This window comes from Erwinia aphidicola (genome assembly GCF_014773485.1).
GTDB lineage: Bacteria > Pseudomonadota > Gammaproteobacteria > Enterobacterales > Enterobacteriaceae > Erwinia > Erwinia aphidicola.
Genome location: NZ_JACXBP010000010.1, coordinates 19,550 through 37,113, shown reverse-complemented (window position 1 = coordinate 37,113; position 17,564 = coordinate 19,550). Strand labels below are relative to the sequence as shown.

16 protein-coding genes are annotated in these 17,564 nt (G+C 55.7%); 9 read left to right on the top strand and 7 right to left on the bottom strand.

Going from position 1 to position 17,564, the window contains the following annotated elements; all coding sequences use genetic code 11:
- The 4 genes from fdhE to fdnG are packed head-to-tail and all read right to left on the bottom strand — an operon-like array spanning nucleotide 1 to nucleotide 5,515.
- Nucleotides 1–927: a formate dehydrogenase accessory protein FdhE gene (gene fdhE, locus ID864_RS20165; RefSeq protein ID WP_048917889.1), complete on the bottom strand. Its 927-nt coding sequence runs from the start codon at nucleotides 925–927 to the stop codon at nucleotides 1–3.
- Nucleotides 927–1,577, bottom strand: coding sequence for a formate dehydrogenase cytochrome b556 subunit (gene fdoI, locus ID864_RS20160; protein WP_099754750.1), 651 nt, complete (start codon nucleotides 1,575–1,577; stop codon nucleotides 927–929). The genes fdhE and fdoI overlap by 1 nt, the downstream gene beginning before the upstream one ends.
- On the bottom strand, nucleotides 1,574–2,464 hold the full coding sequence (fdxH, locus tag ID864_RS20155; protein ID WP_048917887.1) for a formate dehydrogenase subunit beta: 891 nt from the start codon (nucleotides 2,462–2,464) through the stop codon (nucleotides 1,574–1,576). The genes fdoI and fdxH overlap by 4 nt, the downstream gene beginning before the upstream one ends.
- A gap of 3 nt (nucleotides 2,465–2,467) precedes the next feature.
- Nucleotides 2,468–5,515 carry a formate dehydrogenase-N subunit alpha gene (gene fdnG / locus ID864_RS20150; protein ID WP_191150277.1) on the bottom strand — a complete coding sequence of 1,016 codons (3,048 nt, stop codon included), beginning with the start codon at nucleotides 5,513–5,515 and terminating at the stop codon, nucleotides 2,468–2,470.
- Nucleotides 5,516–5,685: 170 nt separating this feature from the next.
- On the opposite strand from fdnG, the gene fdhD reads away from it, so the two are divergent.
- The 3 genes from fdhD to ID864_RS20135 are packed head-to-tail and all read left to right on the top strand — an operon-like array spanning nucleotide 5,686 to nucleotide 8,453.
- Nucleotides 5,686–6,489, top strand: coding sequence for a formate dehydrogenase accessory sulfurtransferase FdhD (gene fdhD / locus ID864_RS20145; RefSeq protein ID WP_396018894.1), 804 nt, complete (start codon nucleotides 5,686–5,688; stop codon nucleotides 6,487–6,489).
- 33 nt (nucleotides 6,490–6,522) lie between these two features.
- A complete protein-coding gene (locus tag ID864_RS20140; RefSeq protein WP_048917884.1) occupies nucleotides 6,523–7,860 on the top strand; it encodes an AAA family ATPase in 1,338 nt (445 codons plus the stop codon).
- Nucleotides 7,861–7,871: 11 nt separating this feature from the next.
- Nucleotides 7,872–8,453, top strand: a complete 582-nt coding sequence (locus tag ID864_RS20135) for a retron system putative HNH endonuclease (protein ID WP_048917883.1) — start codon at nucleotides 7,872–7,874, stop codon at nucleotides 8,451–8,453.
- On the opposite strand, the gene ID864_RS20130 is transcribed toward ID864_RS20135, so the two are convergent.
- The gene (locus ID864_RS20130; RefSeq protein ID WP_191150276.1) at nucleotides 8,450–9,226 is read right to left on the bottom strand and encodes a DeoR/GlpR family DNA-binding transcription regulator; all 777 of its coding nucleotides are present in this window, start codon (nucleotides 9,224–9,226) and stop codon (nucleotides 8,450–8,452) included. The genes ID864_RS20135 and ID864_RS20130 overlap by 4 nt on opposite strands.
- Before the next feature lie 180 nt (nucleotides 9,227–9,406).
- Between ID864_RS20130 and ID864_RS20125 the strand changes: the two genes are divergently transcribed.
- The 5 genes from ID864_RS20125 (at nucleotide 9,407) to ID864_RS20105 (ending at nucleotide 15,632) form a co-directional block, all read left to right on the top strand.
- Nucleotides 9,407–10,747: an aspartate aminotransferase family protein gene (locus ID864_RS20125; protein WP_048917881.1), complete on the top strand. Its 1,341-nt coding sequence runs from the start codon at nucleotides 9,407–9,409 to the stop codon at nucleotides 10,745–10,747.
- Nucleotides 10,748–11,038: 291 nt separating this feature from the next.
- The gene (gene sodA, locus ID864_RS20120) at nucleotides 11,039–11,656 is read left to right on the top strand and encodes a superoxide dismutase [Mn] (protein WP_062818519.1); all 618 of its coding nucleotides are present in this window, start codon (nucleotides 11,039–11,041) and stop codon (nucleotides 11,654–11,656) included.
- 382 nt (nucleotides 11,657–12,038) lie between these two features.
- Nucleotides 12,039–13,544, top strand: a complete 1,506-nt coding sequence (locus ID864_RS20115) for a sugar ABC transporter ATP-binding protein (protein ID WP_048917879.1) — start codon at nucleotides 12,039–12,041, stop codon at nucleotides 13,542–13,544.
- Nucleotides 13,541–14,539, top strand: coding sequence for an ABC transporter permease (locus tag ID864_RS20110; protein ID WP_048917878.1), 999 nt, complete (start codon nucleotides 13,541–13,543; stop codon nucleotides 14,537–14,539). The genes ID864_RS20115 and ID864_RS20110 overlap by 4 nt, the downstream gene beginning before the upstream one ends.
- Nucleotides 14,540–14,570: 31 nt before the next feature.
- Nucleotides 14,571–15,632: a sugar ABC transporter substrate-binding protein gene (locus ID864_RS20105; protein ID WP_048917877.1), complete on the top strand. Its 1,062-nt coding sequence runs from the start codon at nucleotides 14,571–14,573 to the stop codon at nucleotides 15,630–15,632.
- A 57-nt stretch (nucleotides 15,633–15,689) separates the two neighbouring features.
- Here the strand turns inward: ID864_RS20105 and ID864_RS20100 are convergent, their stop codons facing one another.
- Nucleotides 15,690–16,172: a hypothetical protein gene (locus ID864_RS20100; RefSeq protein WP_191150275.1), complete on the bottom strand. Its 483-nt coding sequence runs from the start codon at nucleotides 16,170–16,172 to the stop codon at nucleotides 15,690–15,692.
- On the bottom strand, nucleotides 16,169–16,945 hold the full coding sequence (locus tag ID864_RS20095) for a winged helix-turn-helix domain-containing protein (protein ID WP_191150274.1): 777 nt from the start codon (nucleotides 16,943–16,945) through the stop codon (nucleotides 16,169–16,171). Before ID864_RS20095 ends, ID864_RS20100 begins: the two co-directional genes overlap by 4 nt.
- Nucleotides 16,946–17,288: 343 nt before the next feature.
- Here ID864_RS20095 and ID864_RS20090 point away from each other — a divergent pair, with 343 nt between their 5' ends.
- Nucleotides 17,289–17,540 (top strand): FaeA/PapI family transcriptional regulator, encoded by a 252-nt coding sequence (locus tag ID864_RS20090; RefSeq protein ID WP_048917873.1) that lies wholly within the window; start codon nucleotides 17,289–17,291, stop codon nucleotides 17,538–17,540.
- The last annotated feature ends 24 nt before the right edge of the window (nucleotides 17,541–17,564 follow it).

The window sequence follows — 17,564 nt, the reverse complement described above, 5'->3', positions numbered from 1 at the left end:
CTACTCCCCGGGAAATAAAAATGGATTCAGACTGCTGCGGGCAAAGCCCTCTTGCTCCATACGCGCGTCGAGGATAAGCGAAGCCAGGTCATCGGCCACCGGCTCCACCGCCGGGTCTTTTTCCTGATACAGCATCTTCATGTAGGTTCCGCAGTCGCCGCAGCTCTCCGCTTTAATCGCGGCCACTTCGCTGTCGAGCGACCAGTAGTGCAGGTCCCCCGTCTGTTCGCAGTTGCTGCATTTGGCACGCACCACGTACCACTCGCTTTCACACAGGTTGCAGTGCAGATAGCGCAGGCCGCTTTTACCGCTGCCCATATGAACCACGCTGGCGACCGGTACGCTAGCACACACCGGGCAGAACTGGCGCTGCTCGCCCGCTTCGGCGCGCGCCTTGCCGGGTATCAGCGCCGCCATCTGCGCCCAGTAGACCGACAGGGCCGCCCAGATAAACGGCGACTTGTCGCTGCTTACCTGGGCAAAATCGTTGGCAAACAGCGCGCTGGCCATCGCTTCAAGCTCACTGGATGAAGCCTTTTCCAGATTCTCCAGCACCGACAGTGCCTGACCGCTCATCTCCGGCTTAAGCTCGGCGATCAGCGAGTGCAGCAGGCGCTGCCAGTGGGGATCGCGCGGCAGCGTGCTGATATCCAGCGGCGGCTTGCCGAGGCGGGCACTCTCTTCCAGACGAGTGCGCAGATCCCTCTCCAGCGGATGGTCGTACAGCACGATCTCCTGAGCGGTGGCAATCACCGCGGCAAAGCGCAAATAATCACCCAGCGGGTTTTTCTCCGCCAGCTGCCGCAAACGGGCAGCACGACGGCTGTATAACTGCTTCAGTCGGGGGAAAAGTAACGGCGGGATGGTCGCTGCCGTTATCGGGTCGCTCTTCTCCAACTGGTCCTGGGGGATAATGCGAATTGTCATCAGGGACCTTTTTCCTGTTGTTTTGAACTGGCCTGCTGCTGGCGCAGGTTACGATACCAGCGCGGGTGATGCTTTTTAGCCCAGGCGGGCGTGACCCAGCCCTCCACCATCGCGGTGATGGTGCCTTTGACCCACAGGGCAGCGTAGATATGCACCATAATCACCACGATCAGCACCACCGCAGAGACCGAATGCACCAGCAGCGCAATGCGGATCAGCGGAATGCTAAACAGCGCCGCGAGATAGGGCCGCCAGATCACCATCCCGCTGGCCAGCAGCAGAAGTAAACTGATTATTGCAGCCCAGAATACGCACTTCTGACCAAAATTATAGCGCCCGGTATCGCCCACCTCCTCGTTTAGCGCAATTTTATGGATATTTTTTGCCCAGATCAGGTCTTCCCGCTCAATCAGGTTGTGGCGCCAGTAGCGGAAAAACATCAGCAGGAAGCAGGCAAACATCACCACGCCAACGAACGGATGCAGGATGCGCGCCAGCTGCGGCGTACCGAGGATTTGCATCAGCCAGTTAAAAGAGGGGAAGAAAAAACCCAGCCCGCTGACGGCGGCGAGAATAAAGCAGAACGCCACCAGCCAGTGGTTGATACGCTCAGGCGCGCTGTAGCGCTGAATGCGTGGACGTGACTTCATGGGCGTTCCTCCTTCTCTTTTTCATCCTCTTCCTCCACCCGGTTCGGACCGACGCCGACATAGTGAAATACTGACGCGGCGAAGGTGGCCGCGAAGCCAATCGCGGCAAGCGGTTTCCATATTCCTTTCCAGAAGGTCACTGCCGGGCTAATGGCCGGTGCATCCGGCAGTCCGTGATACAGCGTGGGCCGGTCGGCATGGTGCAGCACGTACATCACGTGCGTACCGCCTACGCCAGGCGGATCGTACAGACCGGCATGGCTGTAACCGCGGCTGTTCAGCTCGCTGACGCGCCCGGCGGCGACCTCTTTCATCGCCTCTTTGCTGCCGAAGTGAATGGCACCGGTTGGGCAGGTTTTCACGCAGGCAGGTTCCTGACCCACGGTTACCCGATCGACGCACAGGGTGCATTTGTACACTTTATTGTCTTCGGGGTTCAGGCGCGGAACGTCGAACGGGCAGCCCGCGATGCAGTAACCGCAGCCGATGCACTGCTCGGACTGGAAGTCGACAATGCCGTTAGCGTACTGGATGATCGCCCCTTCCGACGGGCAGGCCTTCAGGCAGCCCGGATCGGCGCAGTGCATACAGCCATCCTTGCGGATCAGCCACTCCAGCTTGCCGTGCTCTTCCACTTCGGAAAAACGCATCACCGTCCATGATTTGGCGGTCAGATCCGCCGGATTATCGTACACCCCGACGTTGTGACCGACCTCATCACGGATGTCGTTCCACTCGGAGCAGGCCACCTGGCAGGCTTTACAGCCAATACAGGTGGTGACGTCGATCAGCTTCGCCACCTCCTGCTGGTGGTCGCGCGCGCGCGGAGCCGGGGTCGCGGCGTTAGTGGCCGAGCGACGGATGATGTCCTGAGATTGATAAGCCATCGTTTACACCTTCTCCACGTTAACCAGGAACGCCTTGAACTCCGGCGTTTGCGTATTGGCATCGCCAACGAACGGCGTCAGGTTGTTGGCGAGGAAGCCTTTCTTCGCCACGCCCATAAAGCCCCAGTGAATCGGAATGCCGATGGTATCGACCTCCTTACCGTCTACCGCCAGCGTGCGCAGGCGTTTGGTCACCACTGCCACCGCTTTGATGTAGCCACGGCTGGAGCTGACTTTCACCGTGTCGCCCTGCTTAATGCCCAGCTGGCCCGCCAGCCGCTCGCCGATTTCGACAAACTGCTGCGGCTGTGCAATGGCGTTGAGCAGCGCGTGCTTGGTCCAGAAGTGGAAGTGCTCCGTCAGGCGATAGGTGGTGCCGACATAGGGGAACTGCGCCGCGTTACCCATCGCTTTCAGGTCAGCCGGGAACACGCGTGCCGCCGGGTTGGAGATCACCTTCGGGTGCAGCGGGTTGGTGCTAATCGGCGTTTCAAACGGCTCATAGTGTTCCGGGAACGGGCCTTCGGCCATTTTATCCAGCGCGAACAGGCGCCCCATGCCTTCCTGCTGCATGATGAACGGCCCGACATCGCTACCCGGCGGCGCGGTGCTGTAGTCAGGAATATCATCCCCGGCCCATTTCGCACCGTCCCACTTGATAAGCTGGCGTTTCGGATCCCACGGATTGCCCATCGGGTCGGCAGAGGCGCGGTTATACAGGATGCGGCGGTTCAGCGGCCAGGCCCAGCTCCAGCCAGGCGTATTGCCTAAACCGTGCGCATCGCTGTTGTCGCGCCGTGCCATCTGGTTACCGTCTGCGGTCCAGCTACCGGCGAAGATCCAGCAGCCGCTGGAGGTTGAGCCGTCGGCGCGCAGCTGGGCAAAGCTGCCGAGCTGCTGCCCTTTTTTCACCAGCAGCGTGCCCTTATCGTCGAGTAGATCGGCCAGCGCGCGCCCGTTGCTCTCCATGGCAACTTCTTCCGAGGCCGGTGAATCCGGCGTCAGATAGTTCCAGCTCATATTCAGCACCGGTTCCGGCTGTGCGCCACCCTCTTCGGCATACATCTGGCGCAGGCGTTGATAAATACCGGCCAGAATTTCGCCATCGTTGCGCGCTTCGCCCGGGCCATCGGCACCCTTCCAGTGCCACTGCAGCCAGCGCGCAGAGTTAACGATCGAGCCGTTCTCTTCCGCAAAGCAGGTAGAAGGCAGGCGGAACACTTCGGTCTGGATCTGCGATGGATCGGCGTCGTTATACTCGCCGTGGTTCTGCCAGAAGTTGGCGGTCTCGGTATCGAGCGGGTCGATGGTGACAAGGAACTTCAGCTTCGCCAGCGACTCGCCCACCTTCTGCTTATTCGGGAAGGAGGCCAGCGGGTTAAAGCCCTGGCAGAGATAGCCGTTCACTTCGCCGCGATGCATCATGTCGAAATACTGCAGCACGTCGTAGCCTTTGTCCCACTTCGGCAGCCAGTCGAAGCCCCAGCTGTTTTCCGCCTGGGCTTTGTCGCCGTAAAACGCTTTCATCATGCTGATGAAGAACTTCGGATAGTTGCCCCAGTAGTTCACCTGCTCCGGCAGCAGCGGTTTTGGCGTGTTGGCAGTAAGGTAAGTTTGCAGATCTGCCTGTTTCTCCGACGGCAGCGTCATATAGCCCGGCAGGCTCTGAGAGAGCAGGCCAAGGTCGGTCAGCCCCTGAATATTTGAGTGGCCGCGCAGGGCGTTAATGCCGCCGCCTGCCATGCCCATATTGCCGAGCAGCAGCTGGATCATCGCCATGGTGCGGATGTTCTGCGCCCCCACCGAGTGCTGGGTCCAGCCCAGCGCATACAGGAAGGAGGTGGTGAGGTTTGGCGCACTGGTTTCAGCCAGCATTTCACACACTTTCAGGAAGTCGCCTTTTGGCGTGCCGCAGATGTTTTCAACCACTTCCGGCGTGTAGCGGCTGACGTGTTTTAACAGCAGATTGTAGACGCAGCGCGGGTGAGCGAGCGTTGGGTCGCGTTTGGCGAAGCCCTGATCGTCCAGCTCGTAGTACCAGCTGGTTTTGTCATAGCTGCGCGTCTGCGGATCGTAGCCGCTGAACAGGCCGTCGTCGAAGCGGTAATCTTCACGCACTATCAGGCTGGCATTGGTGTAAGCCGAGACATATTGGTGCTGAATGCGATCTTCTTCCAGCAGATAGCGCAGTACGCCCGACAGGAAAGTAATGTCGGTGCCGGAGCGGATCGGCGTATAGAAGTCAGCCACCGATGCGGTACGCGTGAAGCGCGGATCGATGACAATCAGTTTGGCGTTGTTATGGATTTTGGCTTCCATCGCCCAGCGGAATCCTACCGGATGCGCTTCAGCGGCGTTGCCACCCATAACCACAATCAGATTCGCATTGCGGATGTCGACCCAGTGATTGGTCATCGCACCGCGACCGAACGTTGGAGCAAGACTTGCTACCGTAGGTCCGTGTCAAACGCGCGCCTGGTTGTCGACGGCAAGCATGCCGAGCGAACGGGTCATTTTCTGGGTGAGATAGCCGGTTTCATTGCTGGCCGCCGAGGCGCACAGCATGCCGGTGCTCAGCCAGCGGTTAACCGTCACGCCCTGATTATTTTTGGCAATAAAGTTGGCGTCACGGTCGGCCTTCATCAGTCTGGCGATACGGGTCAGTGCCTCGTCCCAGCTGATGGGCTGCCATGTGTCGGAGCCTGGGGCACGATACGACGGGCTTTTCAGGCGGCTTTCGCTGTGAATAAAGTCGAGCAGGCCCGCGCCTTTAGGGCAGAGCGCGCCGCGGCTTACCGGATGGTCCGGATCCCCTTCGATATGGAAAATATTCTCTCTGGCGTTTTTCGCGCCGTCACCCATGCTGTACATCAACAGCCCGCAGCCGACGGAACAGTAGGTGCAGGTGTTGCGCGTCTCGCGCGCGCGCAGCAGCTTGTACTGGCGGGTTTCCGCCAGTGCGGTAGCGGGCATAAAGCCCAGAGCAGCCGCGGTGGTTCCCGCCATGCCCCCCGCACAGATTTTGAAGAAACGTCTTCTGCTGACATTCATAGTGTCATTCCTGTTTTGACCGGGTGCAAAACCCTTTACGGCACTGAATTAACAAGCTCACAATGGGCGCTGATGTTTTTTAGCGCACAGACTGACAATATTACCACAATAAAAATGTGGATGAACGGGGCGAGAAACGCGCAGTGAATGACCAACAGCACAAAAATGAAATTAAATCACCGGGGCCGATTGGTGCCGGTCAGGTAACGGTGTGGCAGCGCGATGCGCTGGATCAGCCTGAGCCCGACTGGCTGGCGGAGGAAGTGCCGGTGGCGCTGGTGTATAACGGCATCTCGCACGTGGTGATGATGGCCACGCCAAAAGACCTGGAAGCTTTCGCCGTGGGTTTCTCTTTGTCGGAAGGGATAATTGCTGGCCCGGCTGATATTTACGGCATCGATATTGTCGCGGGCTGCAACGGCATTGAGGTGCAGGTTGAGCTTTCCAGTCGCCGCTTTATGGCGCTGAAAGCGCAGCGCCGCGCGATGGCCGGGCGCACCGGCTGCGGGGTGTGTGGCGTGGAGCAGTTGAGCGAGATCGGCAAACCGATTCAGCCGCTGCCGTTTACCCAGCGTTTTGAACTGGCGCGCCTGGACGGCGCACTGCGCCAGCTGAAAGCGTTCCAGCCGGTCGGCCAGCTGACCGGCTGCACCCACGCCGCAGCATGGATTACCCCTGATGGGCAGCTGAGTGCCGGATGTGAAGACGTTGGCCGTCACGTGGCGCTGGATAAGCTGCTGGGGCAGCGCAGCCAGGCGGAGTGGGCTGCGGCCGGCGGCGCGGTGCTGGTCTCCAGCCGCGCCAGCTATGAGATGGTGCAGAAATCAGCAATGTGCGGCGTCGAGATCCTGTTTGCCGTCTCCGCCGCTACGCAGCTGGCGGTCGAGGTCGCGCAGCGCAGTAATCTGACGCTGGTGGGCTTCAGCAAACCGGGCAGGGCGACGGTGTATACCTATCCGCAGCGACTGGTGTAATATTGAGCAAGTTTCATAGGGAGGATGTGACTTATGGGGCAACCTTATCGTCTCGAGAGCATAACGCTCAAAGACATCGGTATTTTTGAGCATACGCATTTTGATTTTCCGCCGATCATTAGCGAACAGAAGGATGCTGAGAAGGCCGAAATCCATATTTTTACCGGGCCAAATGGCTGCGGAAAAAGTACGATTTTATACGCGCTGGCGGCAATATTTGAGCTGGCTCCGGATGATGCGCTGATTTGCAAAAGATTCCGCAGTAGCCACAGTGTTGTCGAGTTTAAATTTTATGATGAAGCGGGATATTACGCCCGCAGAAAAAATGATGAAGATCCCTTTAGCGGGTTAAAGTTTGGTGGCATAAATGAGTTTATTTCAACAAAAGAAGCTCAGAGCCTTTTCAACCACAGAACCGCGGGTTTTGATAAAAACGATTCTGTCAGCCGCTCAACTTTCCCCTTTGCCGCATTTGCCTATTCCGGCAATCGTTCGCCCCAGGGCGTGTTTAGCGTTCAGGCCATTCAAAATATCAAGAACTCGCCGTTTGAAGACGCTTTATCTTTTGAGCGCACGGTGCGGCCTGGCGTACTGGCACAGTGGATTGCCAATAACCGTACCAAAGCCGCGCTGGCAAGAGATGATGGCGATAATGCCGAAGCATTACAATATGATGCTGCACTGAAGGCCATCAGCGATTTTATTTATGAAATCTGCCAGTTAAAACTCAACTTCCGCCTTAAGCGTTCCCCGCTCGATGTGGTCATTGAGGTTGATGGTCTGGCAGTGACGTTTGATGTGTTACCTGAAGGATTGAAATCAATTATCTCCTGGGTCGCTGACCTCGCTCTCCGTCTGGAAGATATCCCATTCACAGAACGGCGGGAAATCTTCTCCCAGCCGATAATCCTGTTCCTTGATGAAGTGGATATCCATCTTCACCCGAAATGGCAGCGCCGTATCCTACCTGCGGTGCAGAAATTGTTGCCGAATGCTCAGGTCTTTGTTTCCACCCACTCGCCTTTTGTGGTCGGATCGGTCGAGGATGCCTGGGTTTATCGCCTGCCCGATGCGCAGCGTAAAGTGTTACGCGACCCTTCAATTGCTGAAACCATCATTCCAGTTGCTTCGGCAGCGGGCAAAAGCTATCAGCTGATCCTTGAAGAGGTGTTCAACGTCAGCGAGCAGTTTGATGTAGAAACCGAAGCACTGCTCGATGACTTCTATTGCCAGCGTGATGCTTATCTGAAAAATCCCGCTAATGACCGCGCCCTGATGATGCTAGCCGATAGCATTCGTGAGCGTAGCGACGAGCTGGAATTAATTATTGAGATGGAACTGCGCCAGATTGCGCGTCGTGTTAAAGGATAGGGCTTACAGGGATGAACAAATTGATTCGTGGCGCTCAGCCACTCTGTCTGGCTGCGGGGTGTCAGGAGTGGACCGATCGTTATCTGACGGCGCATTTTTCAGATCCGGCAGCCTCTTTTAGCTGGTACTCCCGAAACTGTTATCAGCATATACGCATGGCGTTACTGGAGATGACACAGGATCATTGTGCATTCTGTGATGGTTTTCTCGGCACGGAAGCGCGTGAAACGGTTGAACATTTCCGCCCTAAGAGCCGCTATCCGCAACAGGCTTTTCAATGGATCAATCTGTTTCCCTGCTGTGATAAATGTCAGAGTGCCAAGCAGGAAAAATATGATGAGCTGTTACTGAAACCTGACGACGCAGACTATCAGTTTGCCCGTTACTTCATCTGCAACTACGCCAGTGGAGAACTGCATCCTGCACCAGATATTAGCGTCTTCGATCGGCAGCGGGCAGAAAAAACCATTGAGCTTTATGGCCTCAATCTTACCCTGCGCAAGCAGGCCAGAGCGCGGGAGCTGATTAAATTCCGTGGCTCTCGCGAAGAGCTACAGCTTGATGATTTTCCCTACCGTTACTTCCTCAGCTAGGCCAGAATCACCTGCGGCAGCACGGCTTTTAGCGCGTTTAGCGCCGGGAGACTCTCCGCGCCGCCGTCGGTGACCAGCGTGGCGATCTGCGCAATGCTGGCATAGTTCATCCGACTGCTGAGGCCGAGCTTGCTGCGATCGGCCAGCAGAATCAGCCGCCCGGCCTGCTCGGTCATGGCGCGGGCGATGGCAGCCTCGTGCGGATGGAAGCTGCTCGCCCCCTGCTTCGCATCCAGCGCCACCGGGGAGAGCAGCGCCACATCGGCACGGTAGCGATAAATCTCGCCGACTGTCAGTTCCCCCCGCGTCTCCTGCGCGCCGGCCAGCATGCTGCCACCCAGCAGGATCACCTGATTATTCAATGCCTCATGCTCTTCCGCCGCGCACAGCTTCAGGGCGGCATTAAGGCTGTTAGTGATAATCGTCAGGCCCGACATCGAGCGCAGCTCCTCCGCCAACATCGTGGTGGTGCTGCCGGCATCCAGAAATACCGTCTGGCCGGGCTGCAGCAGTTGGGCAGCGGTGTTGGCAATCGCCCGCTTCTCTTTCGCCATCACCGAACTGCGCACCGTCAACGGCGGCTCCGGCGTGGCATCCAGCGCCACCAGACCACCGTGGACGCGGCGTGCCAGCCCCTGCGCTTCCAGTTCGATAATGTCGCGGCGGGCGGTTTCGCGAGAAATCCCCAGCTCTTTAACGATCCGTTCAGTGCTCACCTGGCCCAGCGTACTGAGCAGGGCGCGGATGCGGTGGTGGCGTGTTTCCTGCAGCATAATTTTGACTCCCTGGCTTTCTCTCTGCGACATAGCCTAACCGACAATTTGCCACGCTGCATGTGTATTTTATTGTATTTGTGTATTTGATTGCATTTTACAAAAAAGTTGCCATGATGAGAGGCAGAAACCGCTGACTGCCTGCGCCAGGCAAACCTTAATTTTGCAACGGGAGTGATCATGGCTACACGTTCAACCATTATGGATACCAACAGCTTTCGTGCCGAGCATGCCGATGGCCTGAGCGCGGATGTGCGCAAGCTGACCGATAAACGCAGCAGGGTTCTGGGCGAGTCTTACCGCCTGTTCTACCGTAAGCCGGTGCATCTGGTGCGCGGTCAGGGCCAGTATCTGTGGGATGCCGCCGGGGATAAATATCTCGACGTGTATAACAACGTTGCCAGCATCGGCCATTGCCATCCGGCGGTAATTGATGCGGTGTATCAGCAGATGCAGCAGCTGAACACCCACACCCGCTACCTGCACGAAGCCATTCTCGACTACTCTGAACAGCTGCTCGCTACTGCCCCGGCGGAGATCGACCGCGCCATGTACATGTGCACCGGGTCCGAGGCCAACGACCTGGCGATCCGCGTGGCGCGCGCCTACAGCGGCGGCAGTGGCATTATTGTGACTCAGGAGTCCTATCACGGCACCAGCGACCTCACCTCCGGCGTCTCCCCGGCATTGGGCAGCGGGCAGCCGCTGGCCGCGACCACGCGGCTGGTACTACCGCCAGATCGCTACCGCGTTGATGCCCCTGATCTAGGCGCCTGGTTTGCCGCTGAGATTCAGAAGCAGATTGACGACATGGCCGCCCACGGCATTAAGTTCGCCGGCTTCCTTGCCGATTCGATCTTCTCCTCTGACGGCGTGCTGCCAGGGCCGAAAGGCTTCCTCAGGCAGGCTATCGACGTGGTGCATAAAAACGGTGGGATCTTTATTGCGGATGAGGTGCAGCCCGGCTTTGCCCGCACCGGTGAGGCATTCTGGGGCTTTGCCCGCCATGACGTGGTGCCGGATGTGATCACCACCGGCAAGCCGATGGGTAATGGCATTCCGGTTTCCGGCCTGCTGGCGAAAAGCGAGGTACTGGCAGCTTTCAGCGACGATATCCCGTACTTCAACACCTTTGGCGGCAACCCGGTAGCGATGGCTGCGGCGCAGGCGGTGCTGAACGTGATTAAAGAAGAGGGGCTGCAGGAGCACAGCCGCGTGGTGGGCGCGAAGCTGCTGGCGGAGCTGTCCACGCTGAAAGAGAAGTATGAGTGCGTCGGTGACGTGCGCGGCGCGGGTCTGTTTATCGGCTTTGAGCTGGTAAAAGATAAAGCCAGCAAAACGCCGGATAAGCAGTTGGCGCTGGATATTACCGAAATGCTGCGCGATAACCGCGTGCTGACGTCGGTCGCCGGCCCTTATGGCAACGTACTGAAACTTCGCCCGCCGCTAGCTTTCCAGGAGAGCGATATCGACTGGCTGGTCGGCGCGCTGGATAAGTCGCTGGCTGCACTGGGGCATTGATATCGCGGGTCGGGCAGGCCCGCCCCGGAGGGCCGATCGGAAAAGATGATCGGCCCTTACAGGCAGTTTTACCGGACGTTTAGAGAAATAATCCGTTAGATCATTTGGTTGTAACCTGGTCGCGATTAGCTATAACTGCGCCGCCCCGCCTGCTGTTAACGATACCCTTACCAACGTCGGGGCATTGATAACCCTTTTCCCAATGGTTTATTTAACTATAATGATCCCACTGCTTACGTGGTGCTGAACAGTGACTTGCAGCGCCGACTACCATTAATGGAGACGATGAATATGAGCTATACACTGCCATCCCTGCCTTACGCATACGATGCACTGGAACCACACTTTGACAAGCAGACGATGGAAATCCATCACACTAAACACCACCAGGCCTACGTGAATAACGCGAACGCGGCGCTGGAAGGCACCGAGTTCGCTAACCTGCCGGTTGAAGAGCTGATTGCCAAACTGGACCAGCTGCCAGCCGACAAAAAAGGCCCACTGCGTAACAACGCGGGTGGCCACGCTAACCACAGCTTCTTCTGGAAAGGTCTGAAAACCGGTACCACTCTGGGCGGCGATCTGAAAGCAGCCATCGAGAAAGATTTCGGCAGCGTTGACGCGTTCAAAGCGGAATTCGAAAAAGCGGCCACCACCCGTTTCGGTTCTGGCTGGGCGTGGCTGGTTAAGAAAGGCGATAAGCTGGCAGTGGTTTCTACTGCTAACCAGGATAGCCCGCTGATGGGCGAAGCGATTTCTGGCGCATCCGGCACCCCAATCATTGGCCTGGATGTGTGGGAACACGCCTACTACCTGAAGTACCAGAACAAACGCCCTGACTATATCAAGGCGTTCTGGGACGTGGTTAACTGGGATGTGGCTGCAGAGAACTTCAAAGCGGCTAAGTAATATTCAGGAGTTGTCGACCTGACGGGCGGAGCGAAAAAGAGGTCCGCCCCTACAAATATCCCTGTATAAAAAAACCGGCGCTACGTTCGCCGGTTTTTTTGTGCCTGCTTTTCACCTTCGAACATCTCTCTGCAGTCATCCACCGTCAGCGACGCAACAGGTCAGCAATGTCAGGCAGCATAACTGCGCTGTAACTGGCAATCATTCCAATTATTTCCACTAATTAGCACTCTTGCACCAGCGTTTAGCGCTGTAGTGTCTGGACATCTGGATGGCTAATAATATTTTGTGTTAGCTTATGCTCTTTCGTTCGTTGCCTGCCGTGACAATCCAATAAAAAATGCGGCACGCCTCAACATTTATAGCCAGAGAAAACACGCCCATGACCGCGATAAATCGCCTTGAAATGCGCCAGATCTCCATCGCTTTTGGCGGTTTTGCGGCGCTTAAATCCGTGGACCTCACGCTGGAAGGGCACTCCATCCACGCGCTGACGGGGGCTAACGGCGCCGGGAAATCGACGCTGATGGCGGTGCTGTCGGGCGCATACGATCGCTACAGCGGCGAAATCCTGCTGGACGGGCAGCCGGTGACGATTCGTACCCCGCGCGACGCCAGGCAGCTGGGTATTCACCTGGTGCAGCAGGAAGTCGACGTGGCGCTGGTGGCCGGGCTGAGCGTGGCGGAAAACATTATGTTGGACCGCCTGGCAGAAGGCGGGCAGCTGTACCGCTGGGGCGAAATGCGCCGCCAGGCGCGGGCGCTGCTGGCAAGGCTGGATGTCAGCATCGATGTGACGCGCAAAGTGGAGCAGTGCTCGCTGGCGGAAAAGCAGCAAATCCTGCTGGCGCGCGCGCTGTCGCATCACTGCCGCTTCCTGATCCTTGACGAGCCCACCGCCCCGCTGGACCAGCACGAAAGCGCAAAGCTGTTCGCAGTGGTGCGTCAGCTGCAAGGCCAGGGCATCGGCGTGGTATTTATCTCGCACCGTATCAATGAGCTGAAGGCGATTTGCGACCGGCTGACGGTGCTGCGCGACGGTGAGCTGATTGAAAGCGGCCCGATGCAGGGGCTGAGCGGCGAGCAGATCGTTGAGAAGATGCTCGGTCACCAGCTGGATGATATCTACCCACCTAAGCGCCCGCCATTCAGTGATGAAACGCTGCTGCATATCAGCGGGCTGCACGACGAACAGCTGCTGAAGGATATCAGCCTGACGCTGCGCAAAGGCGAAATCCTCGGCATCGCCGGGCTGGCCGGGGCGGGTAAAACCGAACTGTGCAAGGCGCTGTTTGGTGCCAGCCGCAGCCGGGTTGAGCGCGGCGAGCTGCACGGTAAAGCGTGGAAACCCTCTTCCCCGCATGCGGCAGTCGAGAATCGCATGGCGCTGATCCCGGAAGAGCGACGCAAAGAGGGCATCTTCATTGATGAATCGGTGGTGATGAACCTCAGTATCAGCGCCGATAACAGCTTCTCACGCTGGAGTTTGTTCGGCCACCGTCAGGCCTGGCGCTGGGCGGAAGAGGTGATCGCGCGACTCGGGGTGCGCACCACCGGGCCGAAGCAGACGCTGCGCCGCCTGTCAGGCGGCAATCAGCAGAAGGTGGCGATCGGCAAGTGGCTGCGCAATGACGCCGATGTGCTGATTTTTGACGAACCGACCAAAGGCGTGGATATCAAAGCCAAAACCGATCTGTTCACCCTGATCGATGGGCTGGCGCGCCAGGGAAAAGGGGTGATTTATGCCTCGGGCGAATTTTCCGAACTGGTTGGCCTGTGTGACCGTATCTGCGTGCTGTGGGACGGGCGCATCGTCGCTGAAATGGCGGCGGATGAGGTCGACGAAGAGACACTTTTACTTTACTCCACCGGAGGAACGCCTGCGTGAGCAGCAAAGAACTTTCCCTGAAGGCGGCACCGTCCGCACGACACCAGCTGTTCGATTTTCTCTATAAGTGGGGAATGTTGCTAACCGTGGTAGCGCTGATCGCCGGCTTTGGCGTGGCGTCGGACAGCTTCCTTGAACCGACCAATATCATCAACATCCTGCGCTCGATCGCCATTGTGACGGTTATCGCCATCGGGGTGTCTGTTTCTCTGACGATTGGCGGCTTCGACCTTTCCGTCGGCGCCACGGCCTCGCTGGCCAACTCGCTGGTGATCTCGATGTTCGTCTGGTACGGCTTCGGCCCGACCCAGGCCATCGCCCTGACCCTGCTGCTGTGTACGCTGGTCGGCCTGTTTAACGCCTTTATGATCGTGGTGCTGAAAATTCCCGACATGCTGGCGACGCTGGCCAGCCTGTTTGTGGTACAGGGTGTGGCAATGACCTACAGCTTTGGTGGGTCGATTACCGAGAATATGGTGCTGCCGAGCGGTGACATGGCGGAAGGCACTATTCCGGCCGTGTTTTCGCTGCTGGGTCAGGTACCGATTATTGTGATTGTCATGATCGCCGTGACGGTGGTGGCGCAGCTGCTGCTGTCGCTGACTAAACACGGCCGCCGCATGTATGCGATTGGCGGTAATCCGGAAGCGGCGCGCCTGTCCGGCATTCGCACCACGCGCTATCGCGTGCTGGCTTATGTTATCTCGTCACTGCTGGCGGGGCTGGGCGGTATTCTGCTGGCGTCGCGTATTGGCTCTTCGCAGGTCAACGCCGGTGGCGGTTATCTGATGGATGCGGTGGCTGCTGCGTGGATCGGCCTTTCACTGGCTGGTGCAGGCAAGCCCAACGCGCTCGGTACGCTGCTGGGGGCGGTGATCCTCGGTGTATTACAAAATGGCCTGGTGATGCTTTCCGTACCCTATTACGCGATGGACATTATCAAAGGCCTGGTGCTGGCGGTAGCGCTGGCGATCACTTACGTGCAGCGCCGTTAAGGCGCATGACTCTCAGACAGGGATTACTATAATGAAAAAATTCACGGGTTCACTGCTGGCTATCAGCCTGCTCAGCGCACTGCCCGCGTTCGCCGCCGATACGGCGGTACCCGCTGCTATCGCTAACCATGAAGGTCCGGTACGCATTGCGGTGATCCGCAACCTCGGCTCCGACGATAACACCACGCAGTTTGTGGCCGGTGCGATTCAGGAAGGGCGCAAGCTGGGCTTTAAAGTCAGCACCTTCCTCAGTAACGGCGACGATGCGCGCTTCCAGGATTTCGTCAACCAGGCTATCAGCCAGAAATATGACGGCATTATTCTGTCCCACGGTAAAGACCCGTACTCCACCGATCTGGTGAAACGCATTACTGACGCCGGGATTAAAGTCTCGGTGTTTGATACTCCGGTGAATAAGCCGATCGACGGCGTAACGGTTACCGCGCAGGATGATGCGTCACTGGCGCAGCTCTCCCTCGACCAGCTGCTGAAAGACACCAATGGCAAAGCGAATATCGTCAAGCTGTGGGTGGCGGGCTTCCCGGCAATGGAACGTCGCCAGGTAGTGTATGAAAAAGTGCTGAAAGCCAACCCAGGCATTCATCAGCTGGAGTCGATTGGTGCCGTATCGTCAGATGTGCAGGGCGACACGGCGAACAAAATTGGTGCGATCCTGGCGAAGTACCCGAAAGGACAAATTGACGCTATCTGGGGATCGTGGGACGCCTTCGCTCAGGGTGCCTATAAAGCCCTGCAGGAGAATGGCCGTAGCGAAATCAAACTCTACAGCATTGACGTATCCAACCAGGATCTGCAGCTGATGAGTGAGAAAAACAGCCCCTGGAAGCAGACGGTGGCCGTCGACAGCAAGCTGATTGGTGCGACAAATATGCGCCTGGTGGCAAATAAAATTGGCGGGGAAGCGACTCCGGCCAGCTACCAGTTTAAGGCTTCCGCTATTTCACAGTCACAGCTAAGCGGCGGTGCGGTGAACGTGGCGAATCTGAACAAAATTATCCCAGGCTGGGGAACCTCTCAGGACTTCGTTGCGCCCTGGTTCGCCACGCTCGAAGCGAAATACGCCAAGAAGTAATTATCTCTGAATTCAGGGCTTATTCACTCAGGTGAGTAAGCCCTTTTTTTTATCTTTTTACTGGTCGATGCAAACGTACAGCGGGATGCCCGGCAGTGAAACAAGGCGCGCATTGTTGGCAATTTGCTTCAGGGTGAGGATAAAAGCATCTTTCTTTAGCAATGCACGATAGAAGACATCATCTGGCGTGGTATCCACGTCGCTGACGTGACTACGGATATATTCCAGCTCAAGGGCATGATTTTCTGGATAATAGCGATAGTGCATTATCAGCGTCCTGCTAAGCGTGGTGTGCTGTTGATTAGCGATTAGCTGCCCTGAATATTGCAGCGCCAAACGCTCTCTACCCAGCGTTGTCAGGCTCAGGCTGCCGTTCATCAGGGTGGTTGAGGCCGGCAGTTGAATGTCGAACTGGACCTCAGCCCGGCATGACAAAACCAGCGGATGTCGATCATCATCAGGTCTGGCACAAAGGAAGTAGATACTCTGGCCGATGATAACCAGGGCGGTAAACCCGATGGCCAGCATAATATTTCTCATGGTTTTTTTAGTAAAATTGAAAAATAATTCTCACAGTGAGAAAGGGTGTCATTTTCAGTTATTTCGCACTGGGATATAAAGGTAAGATCCGGGGCTTTAGTATTAGTGGTTTTGGTATTAGAAAATTTATAAAAAATAACGCTATCCCTGCTTTCGCAGTCAATGCTGTATTTCCTGATGAATCTTTTTAACGTTTTTATGTTGTTTTTTCTGAATTCATGACTTTCATGTGATATCTCTTTGATTTGGCATTTTTCTACGTTGATTGATGCCGAGCGGCAGTAGTGAAGTAACAAAAGAATCACCACGATCGAGACAGCGATGATTAAAAAAACTGATAAATATAATTTATCTGTTTTGCTGTGTTGGTTTATTTTGGTTTTATCTTCATTGTTTTTTATATCGTGCGTATGCTCTGATTCTTTACAAGTGACGTTTGCCTCAATTTTAAATCCCTCCTTTGGTACGGTAATAATGGTTCTTTCATGCTCGCCTAGCTGAGAGAATACCTTTCTTAAGAAGCTAATATGGTTGCTTAGATTGCTGGTAGAGGGGGTTAATCCATGATTTTCCCATACGGTTTGTAACAGTTCTTCCCGGGAGAGAGTGATACCAGGTTGAGTTAACAGTTCCTCTAATAATCGGCTGCTGGGTTTGGAGAGTTTAATCAGTGGCGTGTCGCGGCCGATGGGTTTGATCGTTTCATTTATGCCATCAAAATGAAACTTTTGATTAATAAAATATTCCATTGTTTTATCAATATAATCCGTCATTAGCGTGGTGATTATCCGGATAACCGTTTGAGATGTCAATGAAACTCACTTTTCCGGGTTTTTACTTATGATTGAAAAATATTTTCTTGTCTGATTATTAATTTTAAGTTGAGATTAATTGTGTCAGTTATTCCTTTTAATGAATCAGCGTATTTTGGACTATTTAGTGATTTGTACTGCAAAATTAATTATTAAAGGTGATATATTTTAATATTTATTAATAATTGATATTAAGTTTTGTTTGGGTTGTGCTCGTACTATCATTGTTCACCTGCGATTAAGCAGGTTTTTTATCATTTTTCATTATGCGGCAGGAGCCGGAATAGAGAAAAGGAGAGGTATAATGAGCACTCAAAGAAAAACAGCAGTAGATAAAGTTATTCATGCTTTGAAAGCATTTTTTGAGGAGAATGGCCATGATGGAACCTCCTCCGTTTACGCAACCACCAGAGACATTGCTAACCGTTCCGAACTAAGCATTTATAACACACGTCATGTTCTTATAAAGCTGGAGCAGGAAGGGGTTGTCACTTCAGTGAAGAGAGAAAACCGTAAAAGTTTATTTTGGGATAAGACAGATCTTTTCAGGGCTTAAGGCTCTGATGGCGCAACCGCACAG